The organism is Streptomyces sp. NPDC002265, from assembly GCF_040296125.1.
Classification (GTDB): Bacteria; Actinomycetota; Actinomycetes; order Streptomycetales; family Streptomycetaceae; genus Streptomyces.
The window spans coordinates 1-14,987 of the sequence record NZ_JBEOWS010000245.1 but is presented as its reverse complement, the minus strand read 5'-3'; the positions used below and the strand labels follow the sequence as shown (position 1 = coordinate 14,987).

Here is a 14,987-nt window from a genome sequence, read left to right as displayed (position 1 = left end):
ACGGCCACCGGCAGCGTGACGCCCTTGGACGAGAAGAACTGGAACTTGTTCTCCCAGTACAGACGCGCCGCGGAGACCGCGGTGTCCGTCAGCCAGTAGAGCGTGACGTTGTCCAGGAAGTCGTCCCGGCTCAGGCCGCCCGGGTGGCCGGCGAAAGCCTGCGAGATCAGCTCCTGGCTGGCGTGGTCGTGGTCGAGCAGGTAGGACGCCAGACCGAGCGGGGAATCGGTCAGTCCGACGAGGGTCTGCGGGCGCCGGCCCATCTGGTTGGCGTAGCCGACACGCTTGTAGAAGAAGTCGAGCTGCGCGACCGTCCGCTTCTCCTCGGCCGAGAAGGCGGTGGTGTCCACCGGGTTGCCGGCGAAGAGCGCGGCGTCGAGCGCGGCCGGAACCACACCGGCCATGTTGGTGTGGATACCCACCAGCCCCTGCGGCTTCTGCAGGGCCATCAGATCCACGATGACCGCACCCCAGTCACCGCCCTGCGCGGCGTACTTGGCGTAACCCAGGCGCTTCATCAGCACGGCCCAGGCACGGGCGATGTGGTCCGGGCCCCAGCCGGTGGTGGTCGGCTTGCCCGAGAAGCCGTAACCGGGCATCGAGGGGATCACCACGTGGAAGGCATCCGATGCCTTGCCGCCGTGCGCGGTGGGGTTGACCAGCGGATCGATGATCTTCAGCTGCTCGATGACCGAACCCGGCCAGCCGTGCGTGACGATCAGCGGCAGCGCGTCCTTGTGCTTGGAGCGCACATGGATGAAGTGGATGTCCACCCCGTCGATCTCGGTGATGAACTGCGGGTAGGAGTTCAGCCTCGCCTCGACCTTGCGCCAGTCGTACTCCGACGCCCAGTAGCCGGCGATCTGCTTCACCGTCTCCAGCTTCGTACCCTGCGACAGATCGGAAACGGTCTCCTTCCCCGGCAGCCGCGCAGAGACGACGCGTGCACGCAGTTCCCTGAGCTCTGCCTCGGGGAACTTGACCTTGAACGGGCGGATCGCCGCGGATGTGGCGGACATTTCGGTCTCCTTGTCGTGCAATGAATGAGAGATCGGGAAGGGCTGCGCAGCGCTTCCCGATGCGAAAGGAATGCGTAAATTCGCCTGTTCGAGAGGCGACGGGGATTGGCGGTGGGATCACTACCGAGGTTCGGGCAGACCTTCTCCACCCAGCTCTTCAGGGTCTGGCAGTGCCGGCAGGAGAAGACATCCGCAACTGGTCGGCGGCGTCTTGCTCTTGGGCCGGCACGCGGTCTTGGTACACGCACGCAGGTCCCCGAGTGGCGCCTTGGGAACTCGAACGGTAAGCCTGGCTCCCAGGAATTCCTCCCGAAGAGACCAGCCGCCCCTTCCGGCGGTCAGCGCGGATTCGCCGCGCCGCCCGCTCCCGTTCTGGCGACACCGTTGACGGTAGGGCCCGGGCTGCCATCCCGGTAACCTGTCATGTGGCTGCAGCTACTGAAGCCGATATTTCGACTGCTTAGGTAACCGCATGAGTCTGCGGGGCCCGCATCCACCTGCTCCACACCAAAGACCAGGTCCTGGGGCGAGCCGAGGCGGGGCAGCCACCCCGCTACGGGCGATGAGTTCAAGCTTCAAACCATGGCGATGTCCTCGCTTCCGGCTCAACGGGTAGTTGCGGCCGACGAGCGCTGATGTCACCTCGTCGACCATCAAAACCTATCGCCCACTCTCCTCGTGCACAAGGTAATCGAGCACTCTTTAGGAGTGGCAAAGGTCACCGTCTGATGAAAATCATTACCACGTGATGTGGGGCGAGGGCATCCCGGGCGGTGTCGACAATCGGCAGGCCGACCCGGCCGAGCGCACGATTCTCGGCGCTCACATCATCGGCCCCTAGGCGGCGACGCTCATACAGCCGCTGATCCAGGCCATGGCCATGGGGGTGACGGCAGATCAGGTGGGCCGTGCCGTGGTGTACATCCACCCGGCCCTGACCGAGGTCGTCGAACAGGCCCTGCCGGCCCTGTAGCGGCCGGCGGCCGACGACGGGCGGCAGATCTGCGGGTCAGGAGGTGACTGATACGGGTCGCCGTTGACGTGCTCCCTGGCCTGAAGTCCAGGGATTTCGGCCTGGGCCGTCTGCCCCGCCCGGGGGCGTCCTGATTCACCGCGCTGTGCGGGCACGTGTGCCCGTCCTACCGGCGCTCCACGGGCCTTCAGCGTCTCCGCCCGTCCGGCGGCGACGATACGACGTCCTTCGAACAGGACGTTGCGTGCTGCGTTGTGGTCGCGGTCACCTGCGGGGTCCGTGTTGCCGGCATCGGGTGCACCCGCGTGGACGGGCCGGTCAGCGGGCAAGCGCGACGTGGGTGTCGGTGTGCTCGAGGTCGGTCAGCAGCCGCTCGAGGTCGATCATCAGCGACCCGTAGACATGCCAGGCACGCGGGCGGGCCAGGGTGCCGTGCCCGACCAGGTCGGTCATGGTGTCATGCCAGGACCGGGCGCGCTCCAGCGCCCCGCGCAGCCGCTCACGGGCGTCGTCCCGGTCGGCCGGCTTCGGCCGGTGCGGTGCGACGAACGCCTCCACCGCCTCGCCGGCCAGCTCCAGCAGCTCGGCATAGCGCTGCAGGAAGACCGGGCCGAGGCGGCGGGTGCCGTCGTCGGCCGCGTTGTCGGCGAGTGTCCGGGCGATGCCGCGGATCTGGAACGAGACGCCGTGCAGAACGTGCCACAGCTCGCTGTGGGCAACCGGACCGCAGCGGCCGAAGGCGCAGCGGGTGTTCCAGCGCAAGGACTCCTGGCCCTCCTCGACGTGGCTCTGTGCCTCGCCGACCAGCCGCTCCAGGTCACGGGCCTGCTCCAGCCAGACGTCGGCCCGGTCCACGTCCCGGCGCTCGCACAGGCCGCCGCCCATCTGGCGCAGCAGCGCGCCCATCGACCCGGCGAGATCGCGGATGGCGGTGTCGGACTGGGTGAGGTGGAGCGGCGGCAGGACCAGCGCGTTCACCGTGATGCCGATGCCTGCGCCCAGTACGGTGCCGATCGCCGCCAGGATCGCGTGGCCGAATGGAGCTGCGGTGGCCGCGGTGGCCGCGGCAAGGGTGAGCACCGCGCTGGAGGCGATTTGCAGTCGGTCGTCGGAGATCCGGCGTCCCGCGGTGACCAGGGTGATCGCCAAGACGGCGGCCACCGTTCCGACGGCCGAGCCGAGCAGCCAGACCACCGAGAGCGCCAGCGCGGTCCCGACGATCCGGGTGAGGGCGCTGTGCAGGGCCCGGTTCACTGATCGGTAGACGGTGGAGGTGTTCACCATGAGCAAGGCACCGGCCACGGCCAGGTACTGGTCCTGCGCGGGCAGCCAGCGGGCGGTGGCACCCCACGCAAGCAGGGCGGCGATCAGGCTCTTGAGGAGATGCACGGCGGCGTTGCTGTCGCCCGAGCGAGACGTGCGGGCCCACGAGGCCGCTTTGAATGACGGATAGAGCGCAAAAGAAAAACGCACAAAAGGTATATTGCCACAGGCGTGCCTGATCGGCGGGTGGCCTCCATCACGGCCGCCTGCGCCGCGCATGACGCGGTCGGCCCGCTTCAGCTGGCTGGCTTACGGCCTCCGGGGCGCGGCACCGTGGCGCTGCAGCTGCTTGCTTCGCCACAGATGCCGCAGGGATGGCACCGCAGTGCGCCGCATTCCCCGTTTGCATTGCCCGATGAAGCGGACGTCGAACAGGCCCAGGCGCCCGAGGGCAGCCTGCTCCTCGATGACCGGATGTGCTTGCGACGCAGCGGGCGCTGACGAACCGCTACCGTCCGTTGCTGGAGGGGCTCGATCTGACCTATCCCCAGTACCTGGTGATGTTGGTCCTGTGGGAGCACAGGGCCCTGCCCATCAAGACCCTGGGCACGCTCGTGCAGCTCGACTACGGCACTCCGACGCCGCTGCTCAAGCGTCTGCAAGCGCCCGGGCTGATCCGGCGCGAACGGCAGGCGAGCGACGAGCGCTCGGTGCAGATCACCCTCACCGCGCAAGGGGCCGAGCTCCGCGAACGCGCTCGCCCCATCCCCGCCGCCGCAGAAAAGGCCGTGGGCTTGGCCGACTGGGAGGTCGGCGCTGCCAAGTCCCTCCTGGAGCGTCTGACCTCCGACGTCACCGCGCCGGACTGACCCGACTGCCGCCTATTGCCGATCCGCAGTGAGCGACGTCCCGGACCAGATCGCAACCAGGGCCCGTGCCGGCCCGGCACCACGGCGGTGGCGTCCCGCTGTGCCCGTACAGCGGTTGCGGCACGGGCCGGACCGGGGCGTTCTGGGAGATAAGCCGACCGGTGTATCTGCCGGGTAGGCGAGCCTGCCGCCGCATCGGGCGGGCAGGGATCCAGGCGGAGGTGCTTCGGGATGCCCGACGATGATGTGCTTGCACTCATTGATGAGGGCGGGCGAGTGGTCGAGTGGGGAGGTCCGGCGCAGGAGCTGTTCGGCTGGTCCGCCGAGGAGGCCGTCGGCCGGTCCCTGTCCATGCTCATGCGCGAGGCCGCCACAAATGACGGCGACTGGCGGCGGGAGCGGTTCTCCGAGACGGCCGCGGTGCTGGTCAGACCGGTACTGCAGGGCGCCTCCGTGGTGTGGCGGGTGACCGCGGCGGAGGATGCCGCCTCACGGCAGGAGAAGGCGGTCTTGAAGACCGTGTTCTCCCAGTCCGCGGTGGAACTGTACGTGCTCGACGACCAGCTGCGTGTGGTCCGTATGTGCCCCGCCGCCCACGGACTGCCGGACAGTGCGGCAAAGCACCTGCTGGGCACGCATTTCACCGAGGTGTACGCCCTCGAACGCCCTGAGGACGAGGTGGCCGTGGCGCTAGGCGTCCTGGAAAGCGGTGAGCCGGTGGTCGATCGGCTCCTGCGAGGCGTCGAGGTGCCGGGCCGGCCCGGAAGCCGCGTCTTCAGCGTCTCCTACTTCCGTCTGGAGGATCCCTACGGCCATGTGCTGGGACTGGTGGTGTCCGCGGTCGACGTCACCGAACGGGAGAGCGCCCGCAATCGCCTGGCCCTGCTGGACACGGTCCGCGCCCAGGTGGGGCACCGGATGAACGTGATGGACGTGTGCCGGGAGCTGGTGGGGGCGGTGGTGCCCGGCTTCGCGGGCAGCGCCGACGTCGAGGTGGTCGAGGACATCGTCCGCGGAGAAGACCCTCCCCGGACCCCCGCCCCCCAGGACCTGCCGCTGCGCCATGCGGCGTTCCGGGGCCTGATCGGCAGGCCCTCGGCCGCAACCGTGCGCCCGTTGCCCCCTGGCACCCCCTTCTCGCGGGTTCTGTCCGACCTCAGGCCGCGGCTCGTCGCGATCGAGGAGGACAGCTCCTGGCTGGCCGCCGACCCGGTCCGAGCCGCCGTGATCAAACGGTCAGGAGCCCACTGCATGATCGTGGCACCGCTGGCCTTGCACGGCCAGGCTCTGGGCGTAGTGAGCTTCTACCGCCACCGGCACGAAGCCCCCTTCATGGAGGACGACGTCACGGTGGCGTCCGCGATGTGTGCTCATGCCGCACTGTGCATCAACAACGCCCATCAGTACATGCGCGAATGGATCATCGCGTCCACTGTCCAGCGCAGACTTCTCCCCCGGCCTCCGGCCACACAGACCACCGTGGACATCGCCCCGCTGCACCTTCCCGGCCCCCAGGGCGGCGGCGCGTGGTACGACGCGATCGCGCTGCCCGGCATGCGGACCGCGCTGATCGTCGGCGACGTGGCAGGGCAGGGCATCGCCGCAGCCATCACCATGGGCCTGCTTCGGACGGCCGTCCACACGCTCGCCGCCCTGGATCTGCCGCCCGACGAGCTCCTGGCCCGCCTCAGCGACACCGCAGCCCGCCTGCTGTCCGCACGTGCCGCGTTGCCTCCCATGGACCCCCTCAGCCCCGAGCCGCTCGCCGCCCGATGCGCCATCGCAATGTACGACCCGGTCGAGCGCACCTGCACCATCGCCCGTGCCGGCCTGCCGGAACCGGTCGCGCTCTTCCCCGACGGCACCTCGGCGGTCCTGCCCGCCTCACCAGGACCCCTGCTCGCCGCAACGGACGACGCCCCGTTCCCCGCCACCACCGTCAGCCTCCCCGAAGGGAGCATTCTGGCGATGGGCACGGCCGCACTCGCGGACGCGGTGCTGGCCCCCTCCGGCTCCCTGCGCCCGCTCCTGGACGGCGCCGGCACCAGATCGCTGCCACAGTTGCGCGACACCATCGCCTCGGCGTTCCCGGGTTCCCCGAGCAACGAGAGCCTGCTGCTGCTCGCCCGCACCAAGGCCCTGCCCGCAGACCACGTACTGACCCGCTCGCTGCCGGACCACCCCAAGGCGGCATCGATCGCCCGCGCAGCGGTCCGCCACCAGCTGCAGCTGTGGGGTGTGGAGGAGGAAACGGCGTCCACCACCGAGCTCATCGTCAGCGAGTTCGTCGGCAACGCGATCCGCTACGGCGCTCCTCCCCTGCGACTGCGCCTGATCCTGGGACAGAAACTGACCTGCGAGGTCAGCGACGCCGCGACCAGCGCCCCGCACGTCAAACACGCCCGCACCGTCGACGAGACCGGCCGCGGGCTGTTCATCATCTCTGCACTCGCGGACCAGTGGGGCGCCCGCTTCCAGGCACAGGGAAAGACTGTCTGGGCCGAGCAGTCGACGGCCCGCACGCGCCCCCAGGACGTGCCGACCGCACCGTCACCGACGTGACGGGTTCGCACTACGGGCATCACTGGCGGTGGTGCTGCTTTTGCGGCCGGCCTCGCCACAACTCCCTTGCCCGGGCGAGGATGTTGCCGGATCGGGCATCGATACGGTCCGGGGGCTGGCCGGGGTCGATTCGGCTGCCGCGGTCGCCGACTCGCAAAAGACCGTGAGCGTCCAGGTACGCGCGAACGACGTGCCGCTCCCGGGAACGTCGCCGGCCAGACCATGGCGGTGCTCGCGGCGTCCCCCACGCTGCCGGCCGCGGTGCGCGGCCGGATGACCGCCGGGCGCTTCTTCGACGACGGTGACATCGCCAGGCACGACCGGGTGGCGGTGCTCGGGGACCAGGCGGCACGGCTTCTCGGCATCGGCTCGGTCCAGGACTCCCCCGCGGTGTTCCTCAAGGGCCAGGCCTATACCGTGATCGGGATTGTGGGCGGAGCCGAACGGGAGCAGCAGGTCTCCACCGCGGTGATGCTGCCGCCCACGACAGCCGCGGACCAGCTGGGCCTCGAAGCGGTGCCCCGGGTACTGATCGACACCGCGCTCGGCGCGGCGGCTCAGGTGGCTCATCAGGCGCCGATCGCGCTGGCTCCCGGAGCCGAGGACGCCCTCACCGTGACGGCACCGCCCGACCCGGTCAGGGCACGCAAGGGGGTGCAGGGCGACGTCAACGGCCTGTTCCTGGTGCTCGAACCGGTCTCGCTGGTGGTCGGCGCCATCGGCATCGCCAACATCACGCTGGTGACGGTCATGGAGCGGACCGGGGAGATCGGACTGCGCCGGGCCCTTGGTGCCTCCCGGCGGCAGGTCGCCGGCCAGTTCCTGGCGGAGCCGACGACCATCGGCCTGCTCGGCGGAATCCTCGGTGCCGTCCTGGGCATGGTGGTCAACTGGACTCCGGTCCTGGACGTCCGTCTCACATGCGCAGCCCCGCTCGCCGGAGCCCCCGTCGGACTCACGGCCGGTCTCTACCCGTCACTGCGGGCCTCCCGCATGGAGCCCGTCGACGCTCTGCGCTCCCCGAAGGGCTTCTCCTGCGGAAACCGGATCGTGCCGCATCCCCGGCGTCTTTGGCGGGGATGCGGCATCGTAACGGCCGGCTCGGCCGTCGTGCATGCGGCTTGCGCCTGCCGGCGTCCGGGCTCTGCCGTCTAGGGATGCCGTCTTGGCGCCGTCAGCGTCCGGGCTGGCGTACCTGGACCTCCTGCAGGAGCCAGCTGTTGCCGTCGGGGTCGCTGAAGGTGGCGAAGGACGCGTAGCTTCGCCGGTCCGGCGCGGGGCCCGGTACTCGCTCCTGGATGCCTGCGTCGTATACGTGGTGGAAGATCTCGCTCACCTCGACGCCTTTGCTGATGAGGTCGGCGCGGGCTTCGTCGAGGTCGGCCACCACCAGGTAGTGGTTGTGCGCGGAGCCGGGCGGTGAGGGCGTGGTGCCGCGGCCGATGTGGATGGAGCAGGGGGAGCCGGGCGGTGTCAGCTGCACGATCCGGAACTGCGGGCCGGCTTCGTAGTCTGCGTCGAGCCGCCATCCCAGGTTCTGGTAGAAGCTCAGGGACCGGTCGACGTCGGCGACCGGGAGAACGACTACTTCGAGGCTGAATTGAACGGACGGCTGTGCAGCGGCGTCCGTTGCACTGTTCTGCTGCGTACTCATGTCTGTCCTCCATGTGGCTTTGCTGCTTGAGGTCGTGACGTGGTGTTCGTTTTTGAAGGGGGGTGACTGACGAGGCAGGGGCGGCCCGAAAGGGAGGCCGGATGGACTCCCAGGAGACAGGGCCGGATGCCCCGGCTCCCGCCCCCAGCGCGTGATCTGTGTGCATGTTCCGGCTTGCCGCCACCGGCGGGACGACCGGAAAGACGGCGCAGGCCCTGCGCCGAGTGAGGATTCCTCGGTGCTGGTGAGCCGGACCGCGCGATGCGTCGACTTTGACGGTGGAGGGCGGGCTTCGACACTAACAATTACCTTGCACACAAGTAAAGTGGTCACGCTTAAAAAGCGCAAAAGTCTAGGGCTGCATGACGGGCGCCGCCTCCCCGGCGCCGGGGAGCGGCCCGGCTTTCGCCTGGATGACCAGCACCGCGGGCGCGGACGGGGTGGGCGCCCCGGCGTCGGCGATCCCCCTGCCCGCCGCACCCCGGCCTCCGCCGCACGCGACTGCAGGGCGTGTATCCTCCTACCGCAAAACCCCATATGCAATAGTGCAAAGGCTTCATCATCTACCTGTCGTCACACGGTGTCACCTGTACGCCCACCTGTCGTCGCAGCCCGCCCCCCGGCCACGGCGGCGCCTGCCGCCTGGCCGACCCCGTGTCCTGGACAACCTGTGATGCCCCGCGGGCACACGGTGCCCATCCCTCCCCCGGCTCAGCCTCCCGGGCCGCGAACAGCAATGGAACGCGCAGTGATCAGCAGTGAGTCCCACACGCCCGGGACGACCATCCCCCTCGTCGGCCGGGACCACGACCTGCGGCAGATCCGTGATCTCGTGGGACTCGGAACAGGCGGTGGGGCCCTGGTGCTGTCCGGGGACGCGGGAGTGGGGAAGACCGCGGTCCTGGACTGTGTCGCCGAGGCCGCCCGAGCCGAGAACACGCGGGTTCTGCGGGCCGTCGGCGTCGAATTCGAGGCGAACTGCAGCTACTCCGGGCTCAACCAGATCCTCTTCCCCTTCCAGGACGGAATCGACGCCCTGGACGCGCCCCTCCGGCACGCCCTGCGCGTGGCACTGGGGTTCCAGGACGGGCCTGCGCCGGAACGGCTCGTCGTCTCCAATGCCGTGCTTGTGCTGCTGCAGGCCGTGGCCTCAGGCGCCCCGCTGCTGCTCGTCGTCGATGACCTGCACTGGATCGACCGGGCCAGCGCGGCCGTCCTGGGCTTCGTCGCGCGCCGCGTCGCCGGGATACGCACGAGCTTCCTCGCCACGTCGCGAACCGGCGCGCACGGCCTCCACGACGGCGGTGGCCTGCCCGAATACTGGCTGCAGCCGCTGGACAAGGACTCCGCCGCCCGTCTGGTCAGCTCGAGATTTCCGCAGCTCGTCACAAGCGCACGCCAGCGTCTGCTGACCCTGGCCGAAGGCAACCCCCTGGCCCTGCTGGAACTGCCCTCGGTCCTGCCCGCCATGCAGGTCCCCGACCTCGAGACGCTGCCTGCCGTGCTCCCGCTCAGCCAGCGCCTGGAGAACGTCTTCGGCTCCCGCATCACCGACCTGCCGCCGCCGTCACAGCGTCTGCTGCTGATGGCGGCCCTGGAAGGCGTCGGCGACCTCGGCGTGTTGCAAGCCGCCTCACGGCAGGCGAACGACGGATACGACCTGGACGACCTGGCCCCCGCCGAACGACACCAGCTGGTCTATCTCGACGAGGTCGCCCGCCGGCTGCGGTTTCGCCATCCGCTCATCCGCTCGGCCGTGGTGGAGAACTCCACCAGCGCCGAACGGCGGGCCGTGCACTTCGCTCTCGCCCAGGTCCTGGTGGACCAGCCCGAACGCCGGGCCTGGCATCTGGGCGAGGCGACCGTAGAGCCGGACGAGCAGGTCGCCGCCCTGCTGGAGGACGCCGCGCGCATCACCTTGCACCGCGGCGACGCCGTGGGCGGCATGCGGACGCTGATCCGCGCCGCGGACCTGACCCCTCCCGGCCCCGACCGCAGCCGCCGGCTCGCGGAAGCCGCCTACGTCGGCGCGGAGTCCACCGGATCGCTGCCCAGCGCCCAGAAGATCCTGGACGGCGCCCGGCACGCAGCCCGGGAGGCGGACAGCTCCCTGCACGCGGCGGCCGCCTCCGCCCTGCTCATCCTCAATGGCGACGGAGACGTCGAAACGGCCCACAGCCTGCTGGTGTGTGCCCTGGAAAGCACACACCACGGATACGACGCCGAGAACAAGGCACTCGTCGACACGCTGCACACGCTGGCGCTGGTCTGCTTCTTCGGCGCCCGGCGCGAACTGTGGCTGCCCTACCACCAGACGGTCCGGAAGCTGACGCCGAGCGTGCCGCCCATCCTGTCGGCACTGGGCAAGACGTTCGCCGACCCCGCGCGCACAGGAGCCACCGCCTCGGAGGAACTCGACCTGCTCATGGCAGGACTGGCGGACACAACCGACCTGGTCCATGTCACACGCACCGGAACGGCCGCCCTCTACAGCGACCGGCTCGGAGAGGTACGCGAAGCAGCCTGGCGCGTGGTGCGCAGGGGGCGCGACGGCGGTCCGGCCCGCCGCTACCTGTCCGCCCTGATCCACCTCTGCCTGGACGACTACCTGACCGGCCAGTGGGACGAAGCAGCCCAGCTCGCCGCCGAAGGCCTCCAGCTGTGCGCGACCCACGGCTACCACGCCTTCGCCTGGTACTTCCTGTACGTCCAGGCCGTCCTGGCCGCCGCCCGGGGAGAGGCGGAAGAAGCGCAGACCATCGCCGAGCGGATCATCCACTGGGCCGCACCTCGCGGAGCGCTGTGCGCCGTTCACTACGCCCGCCACGCCGCAGCCGTCGCCGCCCTGGGACGCGGCGACTACGCCGGCGCCTACGGCCACGCCACCGCCGTCAGCCCCGCCGGAAGCCTCGCCTCCCACGCGCCGCACGCGCTGTGGCTGACGATGGACCTGGTCGAAGCCGCCGTCCGCACCAACCAGCACACCCGGGCGGCCGACCACGTCCGCGCCATGCGGGCGGCCGGCACAGCCGCGATCTCCTCGCGCCACGCCCTGCTCACCGAAGCCTCGGTCGCCCTGAGCACCACCGACGACGACACGGCGCTCGCCCTGTTCGCCGCCGCACTGGCGATCCCCGGCGCACAACGCTGGCCGTTCGACTTCGCCCGCGTCCAACTCGCCTACGGCGAGCGGCTGCGCCGCGCCCGGGCCGCCACCGAATCCCGGGCACCGCTCAGCGCCGCACTGTCCGCCTTCACCCATCTCGGCGCCAGACCGTGGGCGGAGCGCGCCGAAAGCGAACTGCGCGCCGCCGGCACCGGCAAGAGGCGCACCGACACCTCCGCGGTGCACACACTCACGCCCCAGGAGACAGAGATCGCCCGGCTGGCCGCCTCCGGACTGACCAACAAGCAGATAGCCGAACGGCTCTACCTCTCCCACCGGACGGTGGGCGCCCACCTCTACCAGATCTACCCGAAGCTGGGCATCACCTCGCGCGCCATGCTGCGCGACGCCCTGGAGCGCCGGCCCCCGGCCGAAAACCTGCCCTAGGAGAAGGCGGGCGCCGCCGGCCGGGAACGGGGACACCCAAGCAGTGTGCGGCGCACCAGCCTGGCCGACATCGCCTCACCGATGGCACGCACCTGGTCCCGCCGAACCAGGTGACCGGTTCACACGGCCCCGAGAAAGCCCGGGTCAACCCCGTCGAACTGCCGACATGAGTCGCGGCCGATACCGAGCAACTCCGCCATGGGCACGGCACGACGACTGGTCGCGGAGATGTCCTGACGCGCCTCGGCGGACCACAACGGCGGAAACAGCGACAAGCCCTGATCGCTGTTCAACGCCCGAACCTCGTCCTGCCAGCCGGGCCAGCGCAGATCCGCGTAGAACTCATCGAGCGCCCCGGACGCGAGCCAGGCCAGCCACGCCGAGTGCCCGGCTCCCAGAGCCTCCCAGCGAAGCGAATCCGGGGCGAAGTAGACGATCTCACCGGGTGCCCCGGGACGGCCACGGCTGGCAGGAGTTGCGCCGTTGAGAGCGAAGACACCTCCCAGCACGTCATGCGCCACCACCAGAGCGGCATCGAGTCGCCACGCGGAGTCGAACGCTTCCGGGAACTGATTGACCCGGGCCAGACTCGGCACGGCCCCGCCCGAGGGGCTGCCGAAGACTCTCACCCATCCGTGGTCCACCAGCAGCGCACCACAGTGCAACACCACCGCACCCAGATACGACCTGGCCGTCACCTGCAGCTGAAGAAGAGATGACCTGGCCAGGTCGCTGTCGGGTGGCAGCACCTCGACAGACACCGGCCCACTGCCGAGAGCCTCTCTGAGCTCCGGCCATGCAGGCTCCTCGACGTCGATCAGCTGGCTCAACTCACGCATGCCCGCATCGTTTCACCCACGCCTCTCGGGCCCAACCGGCAGGGCACTTCGATGGACCATCCGTCTGTCGAGATGACCTCTCAGTAGGTGCTGTGGCTGTGTCAGGTGACTTACCCGGGCCTGCTTGTTCTCTTCTCGATCTAGGTCATCTCTCTGATGTGGGGGGACACCGGGGTCGCCCATCATGAAATGGCACCGGAACGCAGCGGCCGGCTCCACGGGAGCCGGCGGCATCCCGGGGGAAGAAAGAGCTTCTTCCCCCGCAAGGAGAGCGTCTGTGAATCCGGCAGCCCGGGCCGGCCTTTCGGCCTGCCCGAAGTTCATCCATCAAGGAGACAGAAGTGTCTGGCACGCCCGAGATCCGCCCGTTCACCGTCCGTTTCACCGATGCGGACCTTGACGACCTGCGTTCGCGTATCGAGGCGACGCGTTTCCCGGAGATGGAGACCGTCGATGACCAGTCGCAGGGCACCCAGCTCGCCACGGTCCGCGAACTGGCCCGCTACTGGGCCAAGGAGTACGACTGGCGCAAGGTGGAGGCGCGGCTGAACTCCTACCCGAACTTCATCACCGAGATCGACGGCCTGGACATCCACTTCATCCACGTCCGTTCCAAGCACGCCGATGCGATGCCGCTGATCGTGACGCACGGCTGGCCGGGTTCGGTCGTCGAGCAGCTCAAGCTCATCGAGCCGCTGACCGACCCCACCGCCCACGGCGGCGACGCCGCGGACGCCTTCCACGTGGTCATCCCCTCGATGCCGGGCTACGGCTTCTCCGGCAAGCCGACCTCGGGCGGCTGGAACCCCGAGCGCATCGCCCGTGCCTGGGGCGAGCTGATGACGCGCCTGGGCTACACCAAGTACGTGGCGCAGGGCGGCGACTGGGGCGCGATCGTCACCGAGGTCATGGCCGCTCAGGAACCCAAGGGCCTGGCCGGCATCCACACCAACATGGCCAATGTGTTCCCGCCCGCCATCGACCAGGCCCTGGCCAAGGGCGACCCGCTGCCCGCTGGCACCGTCCTGGCCAACGACGAGGAGAAGACGGCCGTCGAGCAGCTCGAATTCTTCTACAAGCACGTCTACTACGCGTACTTCATGGGAGATCGCCCGCAGACCCTGACGGGCCTGGCCGACTCACCCGTCGGTCTGGCGGCGTTCATGCTCGACCACGACGCGGCCAGCCTCGCCATGATCACCCGCGCCTTCCAGGGCGTTGCCGAGGGCCTGACGCGTGACGACGTCCTAGACAACATCACCCTGTTCTGGCTGACGAACACCGCCGTCTCCGCCGCCCGTCTCTACCACGAGAACACCAGTACGTTCTTCAGCGCCAAGGGCGTCAAGCTGCCCGTCGCCGTCAGCGTCTTCCCCGACGAGCTCTACCAGGCCCCCAAGTCCTGGGCCGAACAGGCCTACCCCAACCTCGTCCACTACAACCGCCTGCCCAAGGGCGGCCACTTCGCCGCCTGGGAGCAGCCCGAACTCCTCGTGAACGAGGTCCGAGCAGGCTTCCGCTCCCTGCGCTAGACCCCCACAACCGGACAACGAACACCCGACGGGACGGCCGCATCACGGGCGCAGCTGCAGCTGCCGGCCGTCCCACCGGGGCCGGTTCCCACCCGGCCGGCAGCTGCATCGGATGCCTGCCGGGACCGTCGAGGTCCCGCTCTCCTTGTGCGTCGGCCCATCAGCCGGCGCACGGAGCTGTCCGCCTCGAACCCCCACAGTCCGCCCCCACTCCCCCACTCCCCCACACGCAAACACCCGCGCGCGAACCCTGAGCGCTGTGTGAGACGACTGCGCCGCGCGATACCGCTACCGCGCCTGCCGCGACGCAGCCGAACGGACCGGTGTGCGCCACAAGCAGCACGGCGTTCGAGACCGCCCGCGGGGACGGACCCCACACGCACATCACCACCGCCGATGCGCCACCGCCCGGCAACCGGCCCGCCACATCCGAGGACGTCCATGCCATGCAGCAGGCCGCACAGCGCAACCCCACTCATGAAGAAGAGGCCCGCCGCGCCCGGGTCGGCACCTTGCCGCGACGGATCACGCTTGCGGACACGGTGGAACAACAGGCGGTGAGTGTGCCGGATCCGGCACGGGACACCTACAGCGCCGACGAGTGGCTCATCCGGTTCAGCCCGTGAGAGCCCCGTCGCCTGCAGGAGGGGAATTTACGGTGAGTCGCAAAAGCGGATTTTCTTTGCCTGTCTTCGCACTGTGTCCCGCAGGCCGTCTGTCGAC

The 14,987-nt window shown here is 69.5% G+C and carries 10 protein-coding genes; 6 read left to right on the top strand and 4 right to left on the bottom strand.

Annotation, left to right across the window (positions count from 1 at the left end; all coding sequences use genetic code 11):
• Positions 1-1,019 (bottom strand): epoxide hydrolase family protein (locus ABT085_RS32385; RefSeq protein WP_351615989.1); only part of this gene is annotated, 1,019 nt, incomplete at its 3' end.
• A 1,291-nt stretch (positions 1,020-2,310) separates the two neighbouring features.
• Positions 2,311-3,381 carry an FUSC family protein gene (locus tag ABT085_RS32380; RefSeq protein ID WP_351615986.1) on the bottom strand — a complete coding sequence of 357 codons (1,071 nt, stop codon included), beginning with the start codon at positions 3,379-3,381 and terminating at the stop codon, positions 2,311-2,313.
• Positions 3,382-3,731: 350 nt separating this feature from the next.
• Between ABT085_RS32380 and ABT085_RS32375 the strand changes: the two genes are divergently transcribed.
• The 3 genes from ABT085_RS32375 to ABT085_RS32365 all read left to right on the top strand — a co-directional run bounded on the left by ABT085_RS32375 (position 3,732) and on the right by ABT085_RS32365 (position 7,841).
• Positions 3,732-4,124 (top strand): MarR family winged helix-turn-helix transcriptional regulator, encoded by a 393-nt coding sequence (locus tag ABT085_RS32375; protein ID WP_351615983.1) that lies wholly within the window; start codon positions 3,732-3,734, stop codon positions 4,122-4,124.
• A 231-nt stretch (positions 4,125-4,355) separates the two neighbouring features.
• Positions 4,356-6,686, top strand: a complete 2,331-nt coding sequence (locus ABT085_RS32370) for an ATP-binding SpoIIE family protein phosphatase (protein WP_351615980.1) — start codon at positions 4,356-4,358, stop codon at positions 6,684-6,686.
• A gap of 222 nt (positions 6,687-6,908) precedes the next feature.
• A complete protein-coding gene (locus ABT085_RS32365) occupies positions 6,909-7,841 on the top strand; it encodes an ABC transporter permease (RefSeq protein WP_351615974.1) in 933 nt (310 codons plus the stop codon).
• 19 nt (positions 7,842-7,860) lie between these two features.
• On the opposite strand, the gene ABT085_RS32360 is transcribed toward ABT085_RS32365, so the two are convergent.
• Positions 7,861-8,340, bottom strand: coding sequence for a VOC family protein (locus ABT085_RS32360; protein ID WP_351615969.1), 480 nt, complete (start codon positions 8,338-8,340; stop codon positions 7,861-7,863).
• A 748-nt stretch (positions 8,341-9,088) separates the two neighbouring features.
• On the opposite strand from ABT085_RS32360, the gene ABT085_RS32355 reads away from it, so the two are divergent.
• Positions 9,089-11,893 carry a helix-turn-helix transcriptional regulator gene (locus ABT085_RS32355; RefSeq protein WP_351615966.1) on the top strand — a complete coding sequence of 935 codons (2,805 nt, stop codon included), beginning with the start codon at positions 9,089-9,091 and terminating at the stop codon, positions 11,891-11,893.
• A gap of 119 nt (positions 11,894-12,012) precedes the next feature.
• On the opposite strand, the gene ABT085_RS32350 is transcribed toward ABT085_RS32355, so the two are convergent.
• Positions 12,013-12,732: a DUF2625 domain-containing protein gene (locus ABT085_RS32350; RefSeq protein ID WP_351615963.1), complete on the bottom strand. Its 720-nt coding sequence runs from the start codon at positions 12,730-12,732 to the stop codon at positions 12,013-12,015.
• A 341-nt stretch (positions 12,733-13,073) separates the two neighbouring features.
• On the opposite strand from ABT085_RS32350, the gene ABT085_RS32345 reads away from it, so the two are divergent.
• Both ABT085_RS32345 and ABT085_RS32340 read left to right on the top strand, forming a co-directional pair.
• On the top strand, positions 13,074-14,264 hold the full coding sequence (locus tag ABT085_RS32345; protein WP_351615960.1) for an epoxide hydrolase family protein: 1,191 nt from the start codon (positions 13,074-13,076) through the stop codon (positions 14,262-14,264).
• 323 nt (positions 14,265-14,587) lie between these two features.
• Positions 14,588-14,890 carry a hypothetical protein gene (locus tag ABT085_RS32340; RefSeq protein ID WP_351615957.1) on the top strand — a complete coding sequence of 101 codons (303 nt, stop codon included), beginning with the start codon at positions 14,588-14,590 and terminating at the stop codon, positions 14,888-14,890.
• Positions 14,891-14,987: the final 97 nt, after the last annotated feature.